The sequence below is a fragment of the Ruegeria sp. CE9 genome (genome assembly GCF_056537425.1).
On sequence record NZ_JBQFRO010000008.1, the window covers coordinates 122,785 to 145,900 of the forward strand.

The following is a 23,116-nucleotide window of genomic DNA, read 5'->3' on the forward strand; positions in this document are numbered from 1 at the left end:
CGTAAGCCCCCGCCTTCTTAGTGCGCAAACGCTGCAGTAGCTCCACAAGGGGCACATAATTCCGGGCGCAGCATCTGCACCTCGAACGGCTTCAGAACCGGCAGCACAGTATCCCCATAGCCGCCTGCGCCAGACTGCAGCTCTGGGAACAGCTCGAGCAGTTCCTTTTGCACCGCTTTGCTCATCGCATCCAGCGTACAGCCGCCGGGGTAAAACGATTCCGACCACAAGCCTTCGACATTCACCAACTCATGCTGGTCGAACAGAATGTGAATATATTCGACACCTCCCTCGGGTGGCACTTGAGTGATGGTCCTGCCATTGATCAGAGATTTGGCCGTTGCCAGCATCATCTGGTGACTGTGAAGCAGCTCCATCGCAGGAGAAGACACCACTACCCGATGCTGTGGCGACAGCAGCATATCCCGCGACGGTGTCTGCGGCCCAAGGCTGCTCGCACTGATCCGGATCGGACAGTGTTTTGGGCTACGCCTCAACTCGGCTTCGCTCAGACGCCGCCTGCCAACCCAACGTACGGCCCGGCTGGTGCCATCCGCCGTGATCACATGATCCCCGGCCTTGATCTTCTCAATTAGACGACGCCCCGATGGCGTCAGAATATAAGACCCCGAGGTAAAGCAGACAAAGCTCGGCAGGCTGTCATAAGCCACTGGCGGCGCGGTGCCTTGCACCAACGCATTGCCCGACAATGTGCTGCCGACAGTCACATCGCCCGAGGTCACAACGATATACTGCGTGCCTGAAAAGTGGATCAGTGTATATGTGACTGGCGCGCCTGCAACTGTGGCGCTGTAGCCTTCAAAAATCTGGAAATTGGCCGAGTTGTTCAGGTTGGGCAGCGAACTGGTATCAAACTGCGGGTTTGTATCCGGGTCTTGCAGAAAGTTGTCATCATCGGTGATTTCGACTTGATATCCTTGTGTGACCGTCACACTCGGATTACCGAACGGGTCTCCGTCGATTTCGAAAATTGTGATTGAGGCCACTGCAGAGCAATTTCCTGGATGGTTTCGAATTCCTTAACTTCCGGCTAACTCAACTTATAAGTGTTAATAATTGGTTTACCATCCCGCGCTCGGCGCAGAGACCTGCGCCATACAAAAAAGGCCCCGGCAGATCACCGGGGCCTTCGCTTTCATAAAAGAGGGCAGATTACTCTGCGCTTTCCTCTTTCTTTTCTTTCTTCTCGGGAACGATCTCTTCGCCGGTTTCCTGATCGACCACTTTCATCGACAGGCGCACCTTGCCGCGATCGTCAAAGCCCAGCAGCTTGACCTTTACTTCCTGACCTTCCTTCAGAACATCCGACGGATGGTTCAGGCGGCGGTTTTCGATCTGGGACACGTGGACCAGACCGTCGCGCTTGCCAAAGAAGTTCACGAAGGCACCGAAGTCGACGATCTTGACCACTTTACCGGTGTAAACCTGACCTTCTTCCGGCTCGGCAACGATCGAGTGGATCATCTCATAGGCCTTCTTGATCGATTCACCATCGGGCGAGGCGATCTTGATGACGCCGTCGTCGTTGATGTCGACCTTGGCACCCGAAACCTCGACGATCTCGCGGATGACCTTACCGCCCGAACCGATCACTTCACGGATCTTGTCGGTCGGGATGTTCATGGTTTCGATGCGTGGAGCGTGGACCGAGAATTCGTTGGTCTCGGACAGGGCTTTGCCCATCTCACCTAGGATGTGCATCCGGCCGTCCTTGGCTTGCGCCAGGGCTTTCTCCATGATTTCGGGCGTGATGCCCGCAACCTTGATGTCCATCTGCAGCGAGGTGATGCCGTTTTCGGTGCCAGCCACCTTGAAGTCCATGTCGCCAAGGTGGTCTTCGTCACCCAGAATGTCCGACAGGATGGCATAGTTGCCGTCATCTTCCAGGATCAGGCCCATGGCCACACCAGCAACCGGTGCTTTGAGCGGAACGCCCGCATCCATCATCGAAAGCGAACCACCGCAAACCGACGCCATCGAGGACGAGCCGTTGGATTCGGTGATCTCCGACACGATGCGGATCGTGTAGGGGAAGTCGGTCGCCGCAGGCAGAACCGCCTGCAGGGCACGCCATGCCAGCTTGCCGTGGCCGATCTCACGACGGCCGGGGCCACCGACGCGGCCAACTTCGCCAACCGAGTAGGGAGGGAAGTTGTAGTGCAGCAGGAAGTTGGATTTGAAGTTGCCGTGTAGCGCGTCGATGAACTGTTCGTCGTCACCGGTGCCCAGCGTGGTCACGGCCAATGCCTGAGTCTCACCACGGGTGAACAGGGCAGAACCGTGGGTCCGCGGCAGCATCGAGGTTTCTGCGACGATCGAACGGATATCGGTGGTCGAACGACCGTCGATACGCTTGCCGCCTTTGACGACGTCACCGCGCAGAATGCCGGCTTCCAGCTTTTTCATCGCGGAACTGAGGTTGCCGTCTTCCAGCTGCTCTTCGGTCAGTGCTTCCTTGATCGCTTCACGCGCAGCGGCAACAGCGGCGGTGCGCTCTTGCTTGTCGGTGATCGCGAACGCGGCGCGCATCTGCTCTTCACCGGCAGCCGAAACAGCGGCAGACAGCTCTGAATAGTCGGGGGCGACGAATTCGAACGGCTCTTTCGCGGCTTCTTCGGCCAGCGAGATGATCAGGTCGATCACGGGCTGAATTTGCTCATGCGCGAAGTTTACCGCGCCCAGCATTTCCGCCTCGGACAGTTCGTACGCTTCCGATTCCACCATCATCACGGCGTCTTTGGTACCGGCAACAACCAGGTCCAGACGCTGTTCAGGGTTCAGGCGCAGGTCCTGCATGTCGTCGACGGTCGGGTTCAGAACGTATTCGCCATCCTCGAAACCAACGCGGGCACCGGCGATCGGACCCATGAACGGTGCGCCGGAAATGGTCAGAGCGGCGGAGGCCGCGATCATCGCAACGATGTCGGGATCGTTGACCAGATCGTGGCTCAGCACGGTGCACATCACCAGAACTTCGTTTTTGAAGCCGTCAACGAACAGCGGGCGGATCGGGCGGTCGATCAGACGCGCGGTCAGCGTCTCTTTCTCGGTCGGGCGCGCCTCGCGCTTGAAGAAGCCGCCCGGAACTTTACCGGCGGCATAGTATTTTTCTTGATAGTGCACGGTCAGCGGGAAAAAATCCTGACCGGGTTTTTGAGCACGGGCAAAGGTCACGTTTGCCATGACGCTGGTTTCGCCCAGCGTGGCAATCACGCTGCCGTCCGCCTGACGAGCAACCTTGCCGGTTTCCAGTGTCAGCGTTTCTTCGCCCCACTGAATCGATTTCTTTGTTACATCAAACATATGCGTATCCTAGAACGGAGCACTCCCGCCCCTGCGGGTCTCCGGTTTGCATGGCGGCCCCATTGCCGCCGACCCCACTTTATCTTCCATTCGAGTGCCGGGGTCAGGGCACAACGTCTCAGATGACTGGCCCATACATGAGTTTGCAGGCTTTGGAAAGTCGGGAGTTTTTGGGGGGCAGGGGATTGCCTAACCCCTGCCCAAGCAGGGCAGGGGTCGACATGTCAAAGGATCGCGTGCGCCAATATCATCACCACGCCGCAGCCCAGCGCATAGCCGGTGTCGACCGCGATGGCGAAGCCGCTTTTCTGCGCCCATGCCCCGACCGATGCGGCCTGCGCAGCCACCGCTAGGATCGCCAGCACCGCAACGCCAAGGCTGTTGGTGGTCTCGGTCACCGCGATCACGGCGGCCAGCAGGATTAGGAACACGATCTGGGCCGCCATCTGCGGCAGAGGAGGGGATGCAGGCGGGGTAGGGTCGATCCGTGTTCCCTCGGCCCAGCGTTTCTGAAAGCCGACGGGTCCATAGACCAGCCAGCCCAGCAGAAAGGCCGCGATCACACCCACGCCAAGGGCGAGCCAGTTGATCACAGCGCATCCTCCAGTGTCTCAATGATACGGGTCCAACCACCTTCGTGGTTATTGCGGCTTTCTTCTGAAGGGAAGCGGATGTGGTGCAGGCGCAATTCCGTACCCTGGTCGGTGGGTGTGAAATCCAGCGTCACAGTGGAATCGTCCTGACTGTAGGGTGAATTCCACGTGAATTGCAGCCGGTTGGGCCTGTCGATCACCTTGTATTCGCCCTCATGCGGTAGGTCTCCGGCTTCGGGCGCGCGCATGATGATCTTGAAACGACCGCCAACTTTGGCGTCGGATTTCGCCTCGGGCACGGTCATGTTGGGACCGGGCAGCATGAACTTGGCCAGCATTTCCGGGTTGAGCCACGCATCAAACACCTTTTCAGGCGGATGCGGGATGGCGCGGGTGATTTCAAGGGACAGTTCCGTCATCTTCTGGGTCCTCCAAAGCAGTTTCCAAGGCGTCCAGCCGAAGCGCCCAGATCGAACGCAGCCCGGCGAACCAGTCATCCACGGCTGACAAGGGGGCCATCTGCACCTCGATCAGATGCTCGCGCCATTCCGTCCGGCGCTGCACCAGCCCGGCATTCTCAAGCACCTTGATGTGCTTGGACACCGAGTTGAGGCTCATATCGAATTGCCGCGCGATATCCGTCACCCGCAATGGCCCCTGCTGCGCAAGCATCGTCAGGATCACGCGGCGGGTCGGGTCGGATGCGGCCTTCAATATTGCATTGAGGTCATAGCGACTCACTCGTTCAACCATTTGGATGAATTACCTGCCTTTTCTGCTTCAGTCAACCTTTTGGGTGAATAACAATTTATCCACGGTACTGAAAGCTGAATCTAAAGCTTTCCCGGCATAAGTATTCGTAAAATCGAATATATTTGGTGAAAATTTAGTATCCGTATAGGCTGAAACCACCATACCTGCGGTCGAGACGACGGAAACGCGCCAAGGGACTACGAATACCACCTCCGTCCGCCGGTCGAATACCTTGGCGTTTGCATGTAGCGAACAGAAGGGCAGACGCATGGCACAAACCAAGAAAATGCTGGATCCGGATCCCCGGATTTACGATTTTGAGACCGAATATGAGCTCGGGCAAGACAATGTCCGGCCCTTCGGTCTGGATATCCATAACCCGGTCTTTTTGATCTCAAGCATCCTGATCTTTGCGTTCGTCCTGATCGCGCTGGCAAATCAGGAGGCAGCGGCAACCTTCTTCGGCTGGCTCCGGCCCTGGCTGACCAGCACGTTTGACTGGTTCCTGGTGCTGTCAGTTGACGCAATCACCCTGTTCTGTCTGGTGCTGATCATCCTGCCTGTCGGCAAAGTTCGCATCGGCGGCAAGGACGCCAAGCCTGACTATTCCTATGCCGGTTGGATCGCGATGATGTTCGCCGCCGGTATCGGCATCGGGCTGCTGTTCTTCGGTGTGATGGAGCCGGTCTATTACAACTTCGCCGAAGGCGGTAATGCACGACCCTTAGGCATCGATATCGCGGTGCCTGGCAATGAGTATATTGGCATCGTTGGCACGATCCACCACTGGGGTCTTGAAGGCTGGGCAGTTTATGCCGCAGTTGGTTTGGCACTGGCGATCTTCAGCTACAATCTCGGTCTGCCGCTAACCCTGCGCTCGGCCTTCTACCCGATCTTGGGCGAACGAGTCTGGGGCTGGTGGGGCCATCTCATCGACACGCTGGCCGTGTTTGCGACGCTCTTTGGCCTGACCACCTCACTGGGACTAGGCGCTCAGCAGGTGGCTGCTGGCTTGAACGAGGTCTTTGGCATCGAACCCAGCCCCACTGTCACCGTCCTGTTGATCATTGGCATCACCTTGATCGCATTGGGATCGGTCCTGATGGGCATGGATGCAGGTGTCAAACGGCTGAGTGAGATCAACATGATCATGGCCGTGGGCCTGTTCATCTTCGTCATCGTTGTCACCGGTGTTGGCACCGCCATCGCGCGGTATTTCAACGTAATGGTGGATTACGTGACGCACCTGCCTGCTCTGTCCAATCCGTTCGGTCGGGAAGACACCAGTTACTTCCACGGTTGGACAACCTTCTATTGGGCTTGGTGGATCGCATGGTCGCCTTTTGTGGGCATGTTCATCGCCCGCATCTCCAAAGGTCGCACAGTGCGTGAATTCGTGATCTGTGCCTTGCTGGCTCCCACTGCGGTATGCGCCTTGTGGATGTCGACCTTTGGCGGCGCAGCCATCGACATGCTGAACGCAGGCGGCGCAGAAGGTGTCCGCGCCACAGTGATCGACAGCTACGCCCCAGAAGGCGCTCTGTTTGGGTTCCTGAAAGAACTGCCACTCTACGGCATCATCGCGCCCATCGCACTGATCCTGATTGTGGTGTTCTTTGTAACCTCGTCGGATTCGGGCTCGCTGGTGATCGATACGATTACGGCAGGTGGCAAGATGGATGCACCGGTTGTGCAACGCGTGTTCTGGTGCACGCTTGAAGGCCTTGTCGCAATTGCACTGCTGCTGGGCGGAGGGCTCTCAGCCTTACAAGGGGCCGCGGTGTCGACCGGCATTCCGTTCACCTTGGTGGTCCTGATTATGTGCTACTGCCTGTGGCTGGCGCTCAAGTCAGAGAAGGCCAAGATGTAACCAAAGCAACCCTGAGAAAGTTGAAGCGCCCGCCAATTTGGCGGGCGTTTTTTGAAATCTGTAGAAGTCAATGATACACTGCGAGCCCAAAAATACAGACCTTATGAGCGAGCGCACAGCGCCCTATTCCGCACAGTCGGAGAGGCTTCGCATTTATTGCAGTAGTGGCAACGCAAATCGGGGTAACTAAAGTAGCGTGCAGCTAGCGTTCCATGAAATTTATCAGGTAAGTGCTTCGAATGCCCGTCGGATCAATACTTGCGAATCTAGGCCATTTTCAGTTGTCGGTTTTGACTCGGATGGCGAAAGAAGGGGTTCAGAGACAAAGTTGACGATTTTGTCTTTGTTCGTAAGTGCACTCAGCGTTCCAACTTTAATCAAATGAGAGAAATATTTGGCGCCCATGTCAGACCAAACTGCTGTCTTCAGTCCCAAGTCCATCGACCGATACACGATTGTGGATGCGTCAGTAAGCAACAAATCCATCGGTGCCATGGCCTGATATTCTGTGCAATCGCTGAATTTTAAGATTTCTTCGGCGCTGATATCTAATACTTGCAGGGCTTCAGCCATACGGTCGCGCCCAGCGGGGTGTAGCCGAAAATACCATGCCACACTTGATTTAGTCGCTTCGTAGGCCTCTTTCACATGTGCGGGGATCAGTTCATTCTTTCCATATTGAAGCGCGACAAGAACCCGTGGTCTGCCATCTTCTGATTTTGGCGGCAAATCTGGTGCCGATGCTGGGTCCTGCAGGACTTCTTCTATCGCGCTCTTCGGGTTTCCTCCGACAGTCGCGCGGTGATAAGTTGAAATCGTCGATGAAATCCATCGCGCGTTTTCTTCAGACCAGCACCAGAATACATCTGGCAAAAACTCATAGCCTCCTTTGGGCGCGTTTGACCAATTTGCCGACAGAGCATGGTCAGGATACATTCCGCCATGTTGAATATCTACGACTGTCACCCCAAGACGACGCGCAGCCGCGCATACATAGTTTGCACCAGAGTAGCTGCTAAGAAATACGGTTTTTGGGCGAACTCTGTAGAATAATGCCGTGTAGTAGACCATCTCAAAGGCAGTACGTTCGAGGCGATCAAGGACCGAGAACTCATTCAATTGCAGGGCCGGCGCCGTTTGCTCTAGTATGCTGTTGATTTCCTTAAGTTTCGCCAAGACCTTCTGGCGCGCTCTATAGTCCCGCCTGATCTTGGGCTTCACCAAGGCAAAAGGACGGATGCGCTTAGTCTCAGGTTGAATCTGTGTTGGCACTAGGAATTTTTCACGGTGTTCTCGCGGGTCTTGCCTTGACAAAGTCAGTTGAGATTTTTCCGATTGGGTAATCCATCTCAGGCCATCGGTGAGTGGTTGCAAGGCTGTATCGCCGAACCTGCGGTATTGGGTTTTACGATTCAGGTACAGAATATCAGACTGAGGAATATCATTGAAAATATCGCTGGGAAACGCGTCAAGCGTTTCATCTAGCCAGCGCATTTCATCAGAATAGATCCATAGCTGTGACAGCCAATCCGACCAGAAACCTTTGAGATTCTTGGACTTAGGTTTTTTTACCTCCGGTAGATCACGCTCACCTGCGATAAATCCATTTCTTCGCTTGGCGTTGATCTGGAAACGGAGAATTGGCCAGTAATTGAAGCCCATGATCCTGCAGGTTGAGGGCTGAATCTCTTTCTCAATCTCTTTCAGCAGTTCAACGAATTCGGCCCCTTCGGGGATAAAACCATTGCTTTCAGGCGGCGCTTCGTGTTGCAGCTGTATTGACGTCATTAACTAGTTTACTTTTCGAGCAAGAACCATGTGATATTGTCCTGCGGAACCAACAGATCACGTTTGTAGAAAAAACCGTAATCCACCAATTTCAAATCAAAACCATCAATCAATTCACCCGCAAAATCGCGCTTGAACAGTCGGTCCGTGTGACCCCGATAGGGAATTGCGACAGGATTTGGATCAAAGTACTCGGCTACAAGCACGTATCGATTGCTGTTTCGAACCAAGTTCTCATAAACGATCTGAAGTTTGTCGGGGTTGATATGAATAAGAACACCGGCTGTGAAGGTCAGATCTGAGGGTGACAATTCCAAGGGATCGGTGATTGTGCCCACACACACCTCCGCCCCTTGTATCTTCTGAGCTTCCGCCGCCGCCGCCTCATTGATCTCAACACCATGCAATTTAATCCCAGCTCTCAGCTTGCTGAGTGCCATAAGGTTCAGTCCAATATTACACCCCAACTCAGTTGCCGAATTTAGCTGCGCGCAAGTTCTAAGCATCTGCGACCATGCGGCTATCTTGGGAACGAGCAGACGTTCGGCTTGGTTGCGTTGAATGTACGCATTTCCGAATTCACCGGCCCAAAACGCTTCTTGCGGTGTCGAATACTTGCTGCTCTTCGTCACGCGACTCTCCTTAGGCAGTGGTAATCCTCAGTACGTGCAGGCGAGATTGGTATGAGGCGCTGCCGAACTTTGCCACCGCATAGCGCGTTGTAACGGGGCTTAGCAAGGCAGTTCATGCGTTTCACTCGGCGCATAGGTCGCGACTATGACCTGAGGATTGTGCTTTCAGCCACAGCCAAACTGATACCCACACGCAGCCTGCCACTTCATGTGTCCTGACGCATTGCCGAACTAGAAGCCTTAAGTCGAGCACCGTATCTGATCATGGACCTGCCCATTATAGAATGGGTGTTTTACACTGAGGGCTTCGCAAACTTGTCGATCGTCCGCAAAATCCACACCGGCGAAGGTCTTTTGGAAGGCCAACAACGACTCCTTTTCGTTAAGCAAAACAGCTTCGTCCTCGAGCGAACCTGAAACCGCGCCGACAACATTGAGTTCCAGACCGGTCGGGAAAAATGAACGAAATATGAAATCTGTTCTTTCGACGTGATAGTCTGATGTCACGACCACCAATTCGCGAATACGCATGGGAATGATGACATTCCTTCGTAAAAAGTATGCATCACCAACTGTGTCGCGCGAATTTGTATCCACGACAATTTGGCGCGAGTCGATTGCATAGACTGCCTGCAGTTCGTCGGCCATAACGGTTCCGATCATTCGAGGGCAATCTTTCCGATAGTTCCACCCGGTAGTGAGAAACAAATCGAAAGGGTTTTCACGATGCAATGCGACAGCCCGCTCAAGCCGCGCCCTGGACTCTGAACCCAAATTTGCGTGCGCATCCATGTGATGCGCCAGAATTGCAACTGCTCTCATGTTCGTAATCGCTTCGGCGTCTTATGATTTGGCCAGTACATCTTCGGTGACGCGGTCACCTCGCTTGACGGCTTGGGATACACGTTGCCCAATTATCTGTTCGAAGAATTTCGGAGGCATTCCAAATCCAGGCCGTATCCGCCTGATATGTTTGCTCGAGATCATCTCACCTGCAGCCAGATCTTCAACAAAATACAAAGAACGCCGGAATATTTTGTTTTGATGTTCTGCGGGCGATCTGGAGAAGTTGCCATCTCCCAGCGCAGAGAATGCCGACCGCGTATCTTCCATCAATGAACTCATCTCATCTGGTTCAAGAGAAAATGCGCTGTCCACACCACCGTCTGCACGTGAGAGCGTGAAATGTTTCTCGATTAGTGTCGCGCCGATCGAGGTCGCTACGACGCTCGCGAGGTTGCCCATTGTGTGATCTGATAGGCCCACTTCGACGTCAAACTCGCGTTTGAGCAATCTGATGGCACTCACGTTGGCTTGATCTAGCGGTGCTGGATAACTGCTTATGCAATGGAACAACGCAATTTCATTACAACCATTTTGTCTGGCCGTTTCGATGGCCTCACCAACTTCAGATAGGGACGCCATGCCGGTCGACATCAGCATTGGTTTCCTTTGTTTGGCAATGTAGGCAATCAGCGGCAGGTCAACCAACTCGAATGACGCAACCTTGTAAGCAGGCGCATCCAGGTTTGCGAGCAAATCTACGGCCGTCTCATCAAACGGAGAAGAGAACAGGGTTAGGTTCAAAGATCGGGCATACTCGAAAATACGTGCATGCCATTCAAATGGCGTATGTGCCTCAGCGTAAAGATCATAAAGCGTGCGACCTTTCCACAATCCATCTTCAATCATGAAGTCCTTCGCCGTCGAGTTGATCGTCATGGTATCAGGCGTATAGGTTTGGATCTTGACAGCATCGACACCGGCTCTCTTCGCGGCTTGGATGGTTTCCAAAGCACGATCAATCGACCCATTGTGGTTCGCAGAGACTTCAGCGATCACATAAGGTGGATGTTCTGCACTGATCTGTCGATCATTGATTGAGATAGTGTTAGGCATTTTGAATTCCGGTAATCTGGCGCAATCGCTTTATTTCATCAACAATGATGGAATTCCAGCCAGCGAAGTCAGCAGGCAGGTCAGATAATTTGTGCTGAGTGCCAACGCCAACCTGTTCTAGCAAAGTCCAGTCGCCTGCTAAGATCTCAGGAAGTTTCCGAACAAAGAGCGTCTCAATTTCTTTAGTGAGCCTGTCATAAGTCTGAACGAACGTAATCTCAGTCTCGGCGAACAAAACACGTTCTTGAAAAAGGATTGGGCCGGTATCGATACCCTCGTCAATCAGATGGATCGTCACTCCCGCAGGAGTCTCATCGAAGAAAGACCAGAAATTGGGATGCGCACCTCTGTTATAGGGCAAGTAAGAGATATGCAGGTTGATAATTGGGCATCCGACGCTCTCAATCTGCGATTTTCGGATCAGGTGCCGGTAACCGAAGCTTATCACAAGATCATATTGTGTATCTGGTATCCCGTCCTCTGAGTGATGGACTTCGCAACCGGCAGAAAGCAAGGTATCGATGAGCGTCGTGTGGTGCCTGCCATAGCCCAAAAAAAGAATGGTCCGCTCGACGGCGCCGTTGGGTTTAAAGACGTTTGGGCTGGATGTTGGCTTCATGGATAATTTCATTGTGCTAGATATCACAGTGCATCGATTGACCTCAGGCGCTGCTTTGCCGCAGAACTCGCAGTTGGGATACTGCAGATGAAGAAGCTGGTGTAGGATTTTTTTTTGTCCTATCACGTCTCAGGCACTGGACTAGTCGCTGAAATTATCAATATGGGGCGCTTCATTGTGAGAAAGCGAGCAAGTTCATGTCTTTCAGAACCGTGCGGACGACGCTAAGCGAAATCGTAGAACGTGCTCGGTGACATTGGGTTGGTGATTTACCAGCGCGGGAAATGCAAAAAACGAAGTGATGCAGATGGTTAAAGGAATTGATTTATGTTGAACCAGTTCGACGGCAGCACCATTCTGGTTACCGGTGGTACTGGTTCCTTTGGCAACGCCTTTGTGCCGATGACCTTGGCAAAGACAGACGTCGCAAAGATAATAGTTTTCTCAAGAGATGAGATGAAGCAATGGGAGATGGCACGTAAATTCCAGGGTGATCCCCGTGTACGGTTTTTCATTGGCGATGTTAGGGATCGCGAGCGTTTGTATCGGGCCTTCGACTCGGTTGACTATGTCGTACATGCAGCAGCCACAAAAATCGTCCCAACTGCGGAATACAACCCGTTTGAATGCATCAAGACAAACGTTAACGGTGCAATGAATGTCATCGACGCGGCAATCGATAAGCGGGTCAAAGGTGTTGTTGCGCTGTCCACAGACAAGGCGTCCAGTCCGATAAATCTATATGGAGCGTCAAAACTGGCATCCGACAAATTGTTTGTCGCTGGAAATTCCTATTCCGGTAGCCACGTGACTCGGTTCTCAGTCGTGCGATACGGCAACGTTATGGGGTCTCGCGGATCAGTCATTCCATTCTTCATGAAATTGCGTAACGAAAACTCTCTGCCAATCACCGATACAAGGATGACGCGGTTTATGATCACTCTGGATCAAGGTGTAGAGCTGGTTTGGCATGCGTTCGAGGACATGGTGGGTGGCGAGATATACGTCAAAAAGATCCCATCGATGAAAGTGACAGACATCGCGAATGTGATCGCACCGCACGCAGATACGGAAGTTGTTGGGATACGACCCGGCGAGAAAATTCACGAGCAAATGGTTGGCGCTGAAGACGCTCCCTTCACCTATGAATATGACGAACATTTCAAGATCCTGCCGTCACTGCACAACTGGTCACAGAGCGCGGACCGCATCAAAGACGGTGTTCGGGTCGCAGAGGATTTTGTGTATTCCAGCGATTTGAATACCGAATGGATGGAAAAGTCCGAACTTGCTAGCTGGATTGAACAAAACCGCGCCGAGTTAGAGAAACCCTTATGATCCCCTATGGGCGGCAGAATATAGACGAGGACGACATAGATGCTGTCGTCGAGGTTCTCAGGTCTGATTTTCTGACTCAAGGACCAGCCATTCCCGCCTTTGAAGCGGCAGTGGCCAAGAAGGTTGATGCGCAATATGTGTCTGCTGTGAATTCGGCAACATCGGCCTTGCACATTTCTGTTGCTGCACTAGGGCTTGGGGCCGGTGATATTCTGTGGACCTCGCCTGTCACGTTTGTCGCTTCGGCCAATTGCGCACGTTATTGTGGTGCCGATGTGGATTTTGTCGATATCAACCCCGACACCTTCAATATGTGCCCAGATGCGCTTGAGCAGAAGCTTATTGAGGCCGAGAAATCTGGATCGCTCCCAAAGATTATCGTGCCTGTACACATGTGCGGTCAATCACCGGACATGAAGCAGATAAGTAAGCTTGCACGGGCTTATGGTATCAAGATCGTTGAAGACGCAAGCCACGCAATAGGTGCTTCCTATGATGCTGCTCCGGTTGGATCTTGCGTTTATTCCGACATCACCGTGTTCAGCTTTCATCCGGTAAAGATTGTTACTTCTGGCGAAGGCGGCGTCGCGGTTACAAATGATCCTGAGATTGCATCCCGGATTGAGTTGTTGCGTAGCCATGGGATCACGCGCAACCCTGAGCTGATGACCGGCCCATCCGATGGTCCGTGGTACTATCAGCAGATAGAACTGGGCTGGAACTATCGTATTACGGACATTCAGGCCGCGCTCGGGCGCAGCCAACTGACTCGTTTGGAACAATTTGTAGAAAGACGCAACGCGTTGGCAACTGCCTATGATCAACTATTGGAGAACTCCGAAGTTGTCCTGCCTGGCCGTGATCCGCTAGCCCGATCATCGTTTCATCTATACGTAGTCCGGCTGCCAGAGGCTAACCCCAAGCGCCACAGATCAGTGTTCGAATCTCTGCGGGGGTCGGGCATAGGTGTGAACCTTCACTATATCCCGGTACACCTTCAGCCCTATTACAAACGACTTGGATTTGCTTCTGGCGATTTTCCGGCCTCGGAAGACTATTACCATCGCGCAATCAGCATACCGCTCTACCCGGACCTGACTGAAAATCAGCAAGAACATGTGGTGAAGTCGTTGGAAGTCGCGCTAGCGCTCTGATAGGAAGCACCGCAGATAAAGGAGATCAGCATGCCTTCAGTCAAGCTTGGAAGTCGCCTCATTGGAGACGCACAGCCCATCTATTTGATGGCGGACTTGGGATTGACCAATGGCGGCGACATGGGTCGCGCAAAAGAGTTGATTCACATCGCTGCCGATAGTGGCGTTGAGGCCGTAAAGTTCCAAATGCTTGAGGCGGAAAAGCTACTAGGTGATCATAGCATTGAATACACCTATCCGACGATGAAGGACGGTCCGCGAACAGAGAACATGCTGGAAATGTTCAAGGGCCTTGAGTATTCGGATGATCAATGGGCAGAACTCAAAGATACGGCTGATGGCCGAGGCCTAGATATGATTGTGACCTGCCACTATGAGGGTGGTGTCGAACGCACAAACCGACTTGAACTAATCACCAACAAAATCTGCACTTGGAGCCTTAGCCACCGGCGAATGATCGAGCAATTGGCGGCAAACGGCAAACCCCTAATTTTTGACACGGGCACCATAACGCGGGCTGATCTTATTGCGCTTGAAGATGTCTACAAAAAAGCGGGTGGCGGAGAATTGATCGTTCTTCACGATTTCCACACCGACGTTGAAGCGGAGATGAATTTTCGGGCGATGGAGGTTTATCGCCAACTTGGAATGGTTGCAGGTTACACTCCACAAGGGCGCAGCGATTGGTTGGATTTCATGAGCGTTGGTATGGGGGCAGCCATACTAGAGAAGCGACTTACAACCTCACGTGACATCCCTGCCAATGGACATTGGAAAGCACATGAGCCTGAAGAGTTTTCCGAGTGGGTCGAATGCATCCGGCGGTGTGAGCGAGCAATGGGCAATCCGGTTGTCGAACCCACAGCCCGAGATCAACAAGATGCGAAGAAATACTATAAGTCCGCCTACTTAATTCGGGACGTAAAACAAGGTGATCCGATTCGACAGAGTGACCTTGTTTTCAAACGGCCTGGAACTGGCGTAAGCTCTTGGGCGTTGAGTGAGAGTTACCTTGGCCGCCCTTACCACCGTGACTACAATTCGGGTGAGATGCTCGATCAGTTCTAGGCGCTGAACAGATGCTGAGTAAACGCAAACCAGTTGCAATTATTCCTGCTCGTGGTGGTTCAAAAAGAATACCGCGAAAAAACATAGCGGATGTAAACGGAAAGCCTTTGTTGGCCTATCCTGTAGAGACTTGCTTGGCTTCTGGTCTGTTTTCAGAAGTGGTCGTGTCGACAGAAGATGACGAGATTGCCGAAGTCGCGCGCAGGTGTGGCGCGAACATCGAAGTTCGCCCGGCTGAGTTCTCCGAGGACACCGCACCTGCGTCGCTTGCATGCAGGGATTTGTTGTTGAATCGCTATGAAGACGATACCCGACCCGACCATTTCTGCATGGTTTATGCGATGGCCATATTTCTTGAGCCTGCTGATCTGGTTGAAAGCTTAGATAAGTTGGATGGTTGCGACGGGGTGTTGGGGGTGTCGGACTTTTTGATCCATCCGTATAAGGCATTGGTTGAAAAGGATGGTTACCTTAAGGCTTTGTGGCCCGAGCTAAACCTAAAGCAATCGCAACACTACCCCCGGGCACTAGGGTCTAACGGGACCTTCTACTGGGGAAGAACAAGCAGTTTTATCGAGTTTCCGGGCTTCTATCCCACGCACCTGAAACCTCATGTTATTCCACCCTGGAAGGCGATCGACATTGATACACCAAGCGATTTGGAACATGCTCGTAGAGTGAAGCGACGAGAGATGGAACAGTATTAATAGTGAGGTGGCTACTGCAGGGGCAAAGGGTTGACATTACTAAGCGATCTGATTGATTCCACCGTGGAAAAGACGGCCGCTGTCAAATCGACGTTTTGACAACTATTTGCGCGCCGAAATCAGCTTCTCGGGGTTAACCGAGTAGCGTGATCAACGCGTCATCGAACAAGTTAAGTCAAAGGAATAATAATGGCGTTAAACATATTTCGAAAACGGCCTAAGCTTGATCAGCGTGAACCCGGCACGACCATAACTTCAAAGGAACCACATGGCGCCAGTTCCGTCAGTGATCCGCTCGCCGATCGCGTGGTATCCAACGACAAAAGCGTCAATGATCAACCCGAAAATGTTGATCACAAAGGGGCTTCGATCGCCAGCAACGATGTTGAGCTTATGGCGGATATTACGTCCCGTATCGAACGCGCCAAATTGCTCGGCATGGACGAAGACGCATGTCTCGAAGCATTTACATTCAACGAACCCGTTTCCCAGGCGAAAGTACTGGAAAGCTTGCGGACTTACGGGCTCGCTATTTTCCCATCTATTTATGATGCTGGCAGGCTTTCTCGAATTGCCAAAGAATATGATGATCTGATCGAGAACGGTGAAGCCATGGCGAGTACGGTATCGGCGCGTGAGGATACTCCAGCCAACAGTTATGCTCTGTCGTTGGTACGGGACAATCTTGACCGTTATCGTTTTCCAGAAACAATGGCACTATTTGGCTCACCAACGATCAAACAAATATCCGAAAAGTATTTTGCAGGTCAGGAGTTTGAGTTCAACTCAGACCTATTTGTTCAATGGACTGATCACACCGACGTGCCGGCGTCCGGTAAACTGCATTGGGACAAACAATTGACGCTCAAATCGTGGCTGTATGTCACCGACGGCACCGAAGGACATGGCGCCATGCGCGCCGGTGCCGGTACTGCCGCTTGGATGCGCTATATCCGTGAAGACGCGATGTTCGACGGCGTGCCTTATGGAAAAATCGTCAATCAAGTCGAAGAAGACGGGTTTCCCGTTGTGTCAACGGGTGGTCCAGCAGGTACATTTTTCCTGTTTGTGACTGATGTCGCTCATGGTGCTTCTCCGGTGGCACCGGGTAAACGGCGCAACATCATGCGATCACGCTCGCGGCCTGTGCGCGTACGACAGTGGGCGAGTTGGGCGAGCAAGCTTTGAGTAGCCAGCCAGGCTGCCTGAAGTACCGCAGGTCGATACGATCATTGCTTTTGCTCTGGCCACGAAGCGCGACAAACAACGGCCAGAACGCGCAAGATTCGCAGTTGGTTGTTAGCTCTATTCGTCTAGCAATGCATGTAGGTATCGATCAAAAAGTCATAGACCGGCTTAGGCACAGTCTTACGGATGCCGTCAAAGTCCTTTTCCTTTAGCAACTTGCGAACGTAAGACGCGCTCACAATCCTGTCGTCGATACTGATCCGCTCTATCACATCCAGCTTGATGCCATAGGATGGCAATATTTCTGCCATCTGATCGTTGTACTGCTTCGTGATCATGCAGTGAGGTTCATTGCCTAAGAAACAAGTTTTGATATCAAGAACCGGGGCGATATATTCGCAGAAATAACTTGCCTCTTCTGCGGCATCTGCTTTGGCGTCGTTTTCCGTTTCTTTGGTATAGTATTCAGGATAAGTCAGTTCGGTGCAGATGAACCGACCACCTTTCAGTACCTTAACATTTGCAAGATGCGCGACAGATTGCGTGACCAGTTCCAACCTGTCTTCGAAGCTGAAGAATGATTTGTCCTCTTCGATCACAAAGACATAGAGTTGATCCACGGACCGAGCTGCGTATTCCAGTAAATGAAGGTGACCTAACGTTATGGGATTGCAGTTCACCGCCACACTGCCGACAGTGCCGTCTCGATGGACAGCGTTTTCCCTTAGATACTCTTCATAATTCTTGAGGTTCCCACATTCTGTTTTTGTGGCGGTGCGGAAATAGTGCAGATATTTTATTAACTCGACCACACCCAGTGCAGCTTCTGTTCCTGCCTGATCGGATGGCTGTTTTGGCTGCTTTTCGATATCAAAGGCACCTAATGCACGGGCGCGCGTCAGGATTTCGTGTGCGGCGAACTTGGTGCCGCGCCAGTTGAAATGATTTTCGTCCATATATATTTCACCAAGGTCATGTGGCCTTGGAAAGCCAATGACCTGAGGGTGAAGTCCCGGCACTTCGTTATCTTCCAGCCGATGTGTCCCGACAAGAACCACCACATCACCATGCTCAATAGTAGTGGCAAGTAAATTGAGAATTATGTCAGTTGTTGACGCACCCCGTATGCCGCAGTTTTCAACTCGGAAAACTCTACCAAAATCATCTGTGCTAACCAACTCCTGAGCGCGGCTCGACAGTGTATGGGCGTCTTCTACTCCGGTGCAAAAGACATCTGATGTACCGAAAGTATACAACCGATTGTCGAACTCATCCGGAGCATTTGGCGTGACGCGTCGGCCATTCTTGACGTTTACATATTCGCTTGAATAATTCTTGAGTGAAATCCGCGAATTTTTGATTACGTTTGTGGGTCCGAACAGGATTTCATTCCAATAACGCTTGTCGAATTGCGGCAGCTCTGAATACATCTCGGCAATGTAATCAGGACATGACGTAAGCCACTCTTTGTAGTCGAGCTCACCGTTTAAAGCGCGAAGATGAACATCCGCAAATTGCTTTTCGATTTCAGATTTTTCACCACCTTGTGCAAGGCGATCAAAGTGAACAAGAACAAACTTACCACCTTGAGATTCAACATAGTTTTTGGACAGCTCAATAAGCTCTGCATAAAGATAGTCTTCAAGAAACTCGGTTACTTCTCGCGTCGTGGCAGCATTTGCAGACAAAGATGGTACCAAAAAGAACTTGTTCAATTGGCCCCTGGAAACCTGCGCAATCGCACCCGAGATCGCCAGTGCAGTCACCAAATCCTTGCGCCTGGAAGCGTCGCTTAGTAATGCTGGCAACGCCTGTTCAAACTCTTCAGCGGCCCGTTGGGCCTCGTCGAGATCTGCAGATAACAATAGGCAATGAAGCAACTCAAACACGAAATCCGGACTTTCGGGGAAGTGATTGAGCGCATTTCTGGCGGCTGCAATGGCATCACTATACCGGCCAAGCTGCTTATATACTTCTATTAACTTTGCATGAGCTTCGCTGTCTTGTGGATCATGGGCGATGGTACTCGACAGAACTTGAAGAGCAGCGCGAGTTCCGAGTGAATGAGTTCCGTTCGCGTTCGGCGTAAGACCATATCTTTCAAGAACCTTATGGGGAAATGTGATAGCGCTTTGTCGGCTTTCTTTCTCCAGCGTCTGCGGTTTCGGCGTGCTTGCTGATTGGTCTTGCGGGCGATCCATTCTAGCCTTGGATTCGAAACTCGAAGCAAGTTTGCTGCCAATCGTTCTGGTCAGAGTTTGAGATGTTTTCATCAGGCCCAACTTTTCTGGTTTCGCCAAAGGCACAAACGGACCCCTGATGGGTAATTCTACGTTGGAAAAAAAGCAACCAATTCAAGCTTTTAATTGTGCCCTGCTGGTCGAGTGGTGTTGGACACCTAAGCTACCCGAATTTTGTTCGCGAATAGTTCCAGCGGAACTGAACAGAAATGTTCAGTCTCCTGCTGACGGTTAGTCTTGGCTTGACGGTCGAGTTGGGAAATTAATTTGCTCTTCTTTGAGAATGACGCGCAGGACAGCTGCAGTTCGGGCTTGTGAAATTGATTTCCTTACTTCAACCGGTTGGGACATTCTTGCCGATTTGCTGAACGCAATGGAGCCTTCCAAAGCTTTGGCCGCGCGCAGTCGGTTCAGAATTATCTTAAATGGCATCACTCCCCTCCAGCAATTTGTCGTCGTCAAATCTTTGCCGCTGCGGGCCAAGTCCGAACCACGTTTGAAAAGGGCTCAAAGACCTACTTCCGTGAGTGTGAACCCGCAGCGACACCGCCCATGTAAGAAAAAGCAGAACCAGAAATAGGGGGAAGAAATCGGTGTTTCGCGTCATTTTTTGACCGCCTGATCAAAAGTGAAGAGATTGCTTACGCTTACGTTAACTTTCCAAATCAGGGCTGCGTTGTCGTGACGCCACGTCACAGCCCAGGGCCCGATGGTTGTACGCATGCTCGAGGTTCTTGGGCTAAAAGAAAAACGGGCGCGCCCACCACAGGCACGCCCAGTCAACAGGGAGGACTATTAAAAACCTGACGCTCGAAAAAAAAGAAGCGCCTACTCAGTAACAAATACAGAATGACGCATTCCTGTGCTTCGTTCAGTGAAGTGGTTCACATGAGTTTAAGAAAATTTTCAGTTTTTTGAGTAACCGAAAAATTGCCAGCCAAGGGCAAGCGCCTGGTGGCTTTCAAAGTAGCTCATGGTTTCTTGCCGCGCCGCGAATAAGGAACTGGATCGGTACGCCCAAAACAAATACGCCCACCAAATGGCGGGCGTAAATGATGTACAATTTGTACAACAGGGCTTTCAGAGCCTGTACAACACGAACAATTCGCGTTTAGCGGCGGATGCCCAGCTTTTTGATCAGGTCCTGGTAACGCGCTTCTTCTTTGCCCTTAAGATAGTCCAGCAGCTTACGGCGCTGGGCAACCATCTTCAGCAGACCACGACGACCGTGGTTGTCTTTCTTGTGGGTCTTGAAGTGCTCGGTCAGGGTGGTGATGCGCGAGGTCAGGATTGCAACCTGAACTTCAGGCGAACCGGTGTCGCCTTCTTTGGTTGCGAATTCTTTCATGACGCGTGCTTTTTCAGCGGCAGTGATCGACATCGGGGTCTCCTTCGAAGGTTAGAGTTGATGGCGCAGGCCGGGATGTCGTCCAGCACAGGCCCATGGAGAAAACCGCAGCGATTCCGATGCGGATGGGCGCGTATAGGCGCATTTGGGGCAAATGGCAAAGGGATTCTGCCGGGTCAACCCGCGAAGGCAAATTGCTCTAGTTGCGCCTCGGTTACGAACTGAATGTCTTCGGCGGTTAGCCCTTCGGTCCTATAAAGCTGCGCGACGTCTTCGCCATTGACCCGAACATGGGTCAAGTCATTGTTTTCGCGATCCTGTTCGATCGTCAGGTCTGGCTCGTCAGGGCTGTCCCAGGTGATCAGAAGTTTGTCTTGGCCGATCTGGAAATCCATGATTGTCGTGGGTTCTTGCGTGGGTGCGGAGTGCACAACGATCTCGTCGTCGCCTTCCCCACCGGTAACGACGTCGCCGCCCTCTGCCAGAATGACGTCATCCCCCGCGCCCCCGTTCAGAAAATCGGGTGACGTCTCATCTGGGCCGTCATCACCGCTTAGGACGTCATCGCCGTCGCCGCCGAACAGGGCGTCCTCACCCGCACCCCCGACGAGGCAGTCATCGCCATTGCCCCCCTGAAGCGCATCGTCTCCGTCATCGCCGCTGAGAACGTCATCGCCCTGACCACCAAAGAGCTCGTCATCTCCTTCGCCCCCGTCCAGTTCGTCCGCGCCGTAATGGCCATAGAGGGCGTCATCGCCCGACATTCCGTCCAGACTGTCATCGCCATATTCGCCATGCAGCACATCATTCCCCAGATTGCCGAACAGCTGGTCGTCTCCATCACTGCCATAAAGGACGTCATTGCCAGCCCCGCCGTCGATGACGTCGTCGCCATCATACCCGTTGATCTGATCGTTTCCGTCTTGCCCGGTCAGAATATCCGCACCCTCATCGCCTGCGATGACGAGATGGCCATTATGTTCGGAAATAACTTCACCAGAACTGCTGTCATCGGGCGAAACGGGGTCTTCTACATTCTCGTCCGCGTCCAGGAGGTTGCCTTGCGTTGCCTCGTCTTCGGCGCTTTCCTCTATTCGCTCTTCTTCTTCATCATCGCTCGAGTCTTCTGGCACAAGAACATCGCTGAGCGCATAAGCGGCGCCACCCATGGCTGCCATTCCGAACAAGCCGATCAGAAACATGATTACCCTCCGCAAGCACATTGGCTCCGAGTGTAAAACATCTCATGCAATCAAGAGGTTGGTCAAAGCCAAGTTGAGAGCGTGGTTAACCCTTTGTCACCATGGTTCAGGCTGCTGTGTATAGGCGATATAAAGCGGGTGTTTCGGATGCCCGCCCTTGGTCAGCCCAAGATGGAACAAAGGCTGACCGGTATCCCGCAGCAGGGATTCAACGGCGGGGCCACGATCCAGATGCGCGCCATGGGTACCCCAGGCAGCGATGATCTGATCGGCCCATTGTACGCCATCCAAGATCGCCTGGTCATTCTCAGAACCCACCGGATCAGCGGCAGCGCGCATCTTGCGGGGGTCGGTATCGCGCCAGGCAAAGATGTTGGTGACCTGAAAAGCCCCGAACCCCAGCGCCCGTGCGCGACGTTCGCAACGCTCCACCGTGGGGTCGTTCTGCACAACTATGCCCTATCCAAAAGTGTTTTGTTTAAGTGGTTTTCTATTGTGCCAGCAGTTCATTCCACCGATAGTTCCACCCATGGGTGGAACTATCGGTGGAATGAATGTCGTTTTGACGGATGTTAGGCTCCCTGTCGCAGTAGTCGCTGACATTTCTGTTTCGAAATACGGCGTTACGACGACCATTCCGGTAGTCTTTTGTGCGATGGACGATGGAGATGTTTCCCCAGTGTTAGACGCGTTTGCGTATGCCAGGGCTCGAAGCGTTACACATTCACCGGCTTCAGTTGACACCGAGGTCAGAACACTCGCCCGCCTCGCCAACTTTACTGCTGTGGCTCTCGCGAGGAGGCCATTTGATATTGGGCAGCAAGATTACTTAGTTTACGCCTATTTGGCGACGAGGGCATCTGGAACGGCAGTTTTCGATCATTCAGACCCAATATCCGAGCTCGGTTGGGAACCCATCGGATCGGCGACTTTACGGAGGGAATACGCGGCGATCCTTCGGTATTTTGAGTTTTGCTCTACCAATTTCGGCCGGGCTGAGTTGGGACGAACTTGGACTATGGCGGAGCATCCGCAAATGCTCAAGCGCATGGTTAAAATGCGCAAGCTGAGTAATAGAGACTTCTTTGCTCATCTCTCCGCAGCCAGGTTGAGATGGCAAGAAGTCCGTTCTCCAGAAGAAGCAAATCGGCCTTTTATCGTTAGGTATTCGAAAAGAGTGAATCGCATTCGGGCATTCCCTCCTACGGAAGAGGTTTGGGCAATCATAAATGCCGAAAAAAATCCAACTTATAAGGCTCTATGGGTTACAGCAGCTTTCGCTGGCCTCAGGATAAGCGAACAACTTAATACTTGGTCGTGTGACATCCTCCCTGACGTGTACCGTTCATATTTCTTTCCTGAGTTTCGTGAAAAGGAGTTGTTGGAGAGAGTG

20 protein-coding genes and 1 pseudogene are annotated in these 23,116 nt (G+C 52.5%); 6 read left to right on the forward strand and 15 right to left on the reverse strand.

Annotation, left to right across the window (positions count from 1 at the left end; genetic code table 11):
• Window positions 1-17: 17 nt before the first annotated feature.
• The 5 genes from ACR0B3_RS15830 to ACR0B3_RS15850 form a co-directional block, all read right to left on the reverse strand.
• The gene (locus ACR0B3_RS15830; protein ID WP_480809935.1) at window positions 18-1,007 is read right to left on the reverse strand and encodes a Hint domain-containing protein; all 990 of its coding nucleotides are present in this window, start codon (window positions 1,005-1,007) and stop codon (window positions 18-20) included.
• 166 nt (window positions 1,008-1,173) lie between these two features.
• A complete protein-coding gene (gene pnp, locus ACR0B3_RS15835) occupies window positions 1,174-3,324 on the reverse strand; it encodes a polyribonucleotide nucleotidyltransferase (RefSeq protein ID WP_480809936.1) in 2,151 nt (716 codons plus the stop codon).
• Between the two features lie 224 nt (window positions 3,325-3,548).
• Complete coding sequence (locus ACR0B3_RS15840) at window positions 3,549-3,917, reverse strand: DUF1761 family protein (protein WP_480809937.1); 369 nt, start codon at window positions 3,915-3,917, stop codon at window positions 3,549-3,551.
• Window positions 3,914-4,336: an SRPBCC family protein gene (locus ACR0B3_RS15845; RefSeq protein WP_480809938.1), complete on the reverse strand. Its 423-nt coding sequence runs from the start codon at window positions 4,334-4,336 to the stop codon at window positions 3,914-3,916. The genes ACR0B3_RS15840 and ACR0B3_RS15845 overlap by 4 nt, the downstream gene beginning before the upstream one ends.
• Window positions 4,317-4,658 (reverse strand): ArsR/SmtB family transcription factor, encoded by a 342-nt coding sequence (locus ACR0B3_RS15850; RefSeq protein ID WP_480809939.1) that lies wholly within the window; start codon window positions 4,656-4,658, stop codon window positions 4,317-4,319. The genes ACR0B3_RS15845 and ACR0B3_RS15850 overlap by 20 nt, the downstream gene beginning before the upstream one ends.
• 280 nt (window positions 4,659-4,938) lie before the next feature.
• Here ACR0B3_RS15850 and ACR0B3_RS15855 point away from each other — a divergent pair, with 280 nt between their 5' ends.
• Window positions 4,939-6,540, forward strand: coding sequence for a BCCT family transporter (locus tag ACR0B3_RS15855; protein WP_170684275.1), 1,602 nt, complete (start codon window positions 4,939-4,941; stop codon window positions 6,538-6,540).
• A gap of 222 nt (window positions 6,541-6,762) precedes the next feature.
• Here ACR0B3_RS15855 and ACR0B3_RS15860 read toward each other — a convergent pair whose 3' ends face one another.
• The 5 genes from ACR0B3_RS15860 to ACR0B3_RS15880 form a co-directional block, all read right to left on the reverse strand.
• Window positions 6,763-8,328, reverse strand: coding sequence for a hypothetical protein (locus ACR0B3_RS15860; RefSeq protein WP_480809940.1), 1,566 nt, complete (start codon window positions 8,326-8,328; stop codon window positions 6,763-6,765).
• Window positions 8,329-8,336: 8 nt separating this feature from the next.
• The gene (locus ACR0B3_RS15865; RefSeq protein WP_480809941.1) at window positions 8,337-8,960 is read right to left on the reverse strand and encodes a pseudaminic acid biosynthesis-associated methylase; all 624 of its coding nucleotides are present in this window, start codon (window positions 8,958-8,960) and stop codon (window positions 8,337-8,339) included.
• Between the two features lie 240 nt (window positions 8,961-9,200).
• Window positions 9,201-9,782 (reverse strand): YdcF family protein, encoded by a 582-nt coding sequence (locus ACR0B3_RS15870; RefSeq protein WP_480809942.1) that lies wholly within the window; start codon window positions 9,780-9,782, stop codon window positions 9,201-9,203.
• 21 nt (window positions 9,783-9,803) lie between these two features.
• On the reverse strand, window positions 9,804-10,859 hold the full coding sequence (pseI, locus tag ACR0B3_RS15875) for a pseudaminic acid synthase (protein WP_480809943.1): 1,056 nt from the start codon (window positions 10,857-10,859) through the stop codon (window positions 9,804-9,806).
• Window positions 10,852-11,478, reverse strand: a complete 627-nt coding sequence (locus ACR0B3_RS15880; RefSeq protein WP_480809944.1) for a formyltransferase family protein — start codon at window positions 11,476-11,478, stop codon at window positions 10,852-10,854. The genes pseI and ACR0B3_RS15880 overlap by 8 nt, the downstream gene beginning before the upstream one ends.
• Before the next feature lie 327 nt (window positions 11,479-11,805).
• On the opposite strand from ACR0B3_RS15880, the gene pseB reads away from it, so the two are divergent.
• The 5 genes from pseB to ACR0B3_RS15905 all read left to right on the forward strand — a co-directional run bounded on the left by pseB (window position 11,806) and on the right by ACR0B3_RS15905 (window position 16,933).
• A complete protein-coding gene (gene pseB, locus ACR0B3_RS15885; protein ID WP_480809945.1) occupies window positions 11,806-12,816 on the forward strand; it encodes a UDP-N-acetylglucosamine 4,6-dehydratase (inverting) in 1,011 nt (336 codons plus the stop codon).
• Window positions 12,813-13,970, forward strand: coding sequence for a UDP-4-amino-4,6-dideoxy-N-acetyl-beta-L-altrosamine transaminase (gene pseC, locus ACR0B3_RS15890; protein WP_480809946.1), 1,158 nt, complete (start codon window positions 12,813-12,815; stop codon window positions 13,968-13,970). The genes pseB and pseC overlap by 4 nt, the downstream gene beginning before the upstream one ends.
• 30 nt (window positions 13,971-14,000) lie before the next feature.
• Entirely contained in the window at window positions 14,001-15,038 is a 1,038-nt protein-coding gene (locus ACR0B3_RS15895) for an N-acetylneuraminate synthase family protein (protein ID WP_480809947.1), read from the forward strand.
• An 11-nt stretch (window positions 15,039-15,049) separates the two neighbouring features.
• Window positions 15,050-15,745, forward strand: a complete 696-nt coding sequence (locus ACR0B3_RS15900; protein WP_480809948.1) for an acylneuraminate cytidylyltransferase family protein — start codon at window positions 15,050-15,052, stop codon at window positions 15,743-15,745.
• Between the two features lie 189 nt (window positions 15,746-15,934).
• Window positions 15,935-16,933, forward strand: a complete 999-nt coding sequence (locus ACR0B3_RS15905; RefSeq protein ID WP_480809949.1) for a phytanoyl-CoA dioxygenase family protein — start codon at window positions 15,935-15,937, stop codon at window positions 16,931-16,933.
• Window positions 16,934-17,058: 125 nt separating this feature from the next.
• On the opposite strand, the gene ACR0B3_RS15910 is transcribed toward ACR0B3_RS15905, so the two are convergent.
• From ACR0B3_RS15910 to ACR0B3_RS15930, 5 genes and pseudogenes are all read right to left on the reverse strand, one after another.
• The gene (locus tag ACR0B3_RS15910; RefSeq protein WP_480809950.1) at window positions 17,059-19,239 is read right to left on the reverse strand and encodes a hypothetical protein; all 2,181 of its coding nucleotides are present in this window, start codon (window positions 19,237-19,239) and stop codon (window positions 17,059-17,061) included.
• Window positions 19,240-19,404: 165 nt separating this feature from the next.
• Complete coding sequence (locus ACR0B3_RS15915; RefSeq protein ID WP_480809951.1) at window positions 19,405-19,605, reverse strand: hypothetical protein; 201 nt, start codon at window positions 19,603-19,605, stop codon at window positions 19,405-19,407.
• 679 nt (window positions 19,606-20,284) lie between these two features.
• A complete protein-coding gene (rpsO, locus tag ACR0B3_RS15920) occupies window positions 20,285-20,554 on the reverse strand; it encodes a 30S ribosomal protein S15 (RefSeq protein ID WP_039528663.1) in 270 nt (89 codons plus the stop codon).
• A 143-nt stretch (window positions 20,555-20,697) separates the two neighbouring features.
• Window positions 20,698-21,723 carry a calcium-binding protein gene (locus tag ACR0B3_RS15925; RefSeq protein WP_480809952.1) on the reverse strand — a complete coding sequence of 342 codons (1,026 nt, stop codon included), beginning with the start codon at window positions 21,721-21,723 and terminating at the stop codon, window positions 20,698-20,700.
• A 96-nt stretch (window positions 21,724-21,819) separates the two neighbouring features.
• Window positions 21,820-22,173 (reverse strand): annotated as a pseudogene (locus ACR0B3_RS15930) (DUF1643 domain-containing protein); the annotation flags it as partial.
• Window positions 22,174-23,116: the final 943 nt, after the last annotated feature.

Bases quoted from the DNA above. Each gene is read 5' to 3' on its own strand.
- ACR0B3_RS15925 (WP_480809952.1), bottom strand. From the start codon at position 21,723: ATGTTTCTGATCGGCTTGTTCGGAATGGCAGCCATGGGTGGCGCCGCT.
- ACR0B3_RS15860 (WP_480809940.1), bottom strand. From the start codon at position 8,328: ATGACGTCAATACAGCTGCAACACGAAGCGCCGCCTGAAAGCAATGGT.
- ACR0B3_RS15880 (WP_480809944.1), bottom strand. From the start codon at position 11,478: ATGAAGCCAACATCCAGCCCAAACGTCTTTAAACCCAACGGCGCCGTC.
- ACR0B3_RS15870 (WP_480809942.1), bottom strand. From the start codon at position 9,782: ATGAGAGCAGTTGCAATTCTGGCGCATCACATGGATGCGCACGCAAAT.
- ACR0B3_RS15895 (WP_480809947.1), top strand. From the start codon at position 14,001: ATGCCTTCAGTCAAGCTTGGAAGTCGCCTCATTGGAGACGCACAGCCC.
- pseI (WP_480809943.1), bottom strand. From the start codon at position 10,859: ATGCCTAACACTATCTCAATCAATGATCGACAGATCAGTGCAGAACAT.
- pseC (WP_480809946.1), top strand. From the start codon at position 12,813: ATGATCCCCTATGGGCGGCAGAATATAGACGAGGACGACATAGATGCT.
- ACR0B3_RS15855 (WP_170684275.1), top strand. From the start codon at position 4,939: ATGGCACAAACCAAGAAAATGCTGGATCCGGATCCCCGGATTTACGAT.
- ACR0B3_RS15900 (WP_480809948.1), top strand. From the start codon at position 15,050: ATGCTGAGTAAACGCAAACCAGTTGCAATTATTCCTGCTCGTGGTGGT.
- ACR0B3_RS15845 (WP_480809938.1), bottom strand. From the start codon at position 4,336: ATGACGGAACTGTCCCTTGAAATCACCCGCGCCATCCCGCATCCGCCT.
- rpsO (WP_039528663.1), bottom strand. From the start codon at position 20,554: ATGTCGATCACTGCCGCTGAAAAAGCACGCGTCATGAAAGAATTCGCA.
- pnp (WP_480809936.1), bottom strand. From the start codon at position 3,324: ATGTTTGATGTAACAAAGAAATCGATTCAGTGGGGCGAAGAAACGCTG.
- ACR0B3_RS15915 (WP_480809951.1), bottom strand. From the start codon at position 19,605: ATGCCATTTAAGATAATTCTGAACCGACTGCGCGCGGCCAAAGCTTTG.
- pseB (WP_480809945.1), top strand. From the start codon at position 11,806: ATGTTGAACCAGTTCGACGGCAGCACCATTCTGGTTACCGGTGGTACT.
- ACR0B3_RS15905 (WP_480809949.1), top strand. From the start codon at position 15,935: ATGGCGTTAAACATATTTCGAAAACGGCCTAAGCTTGATCAGCGTGAA.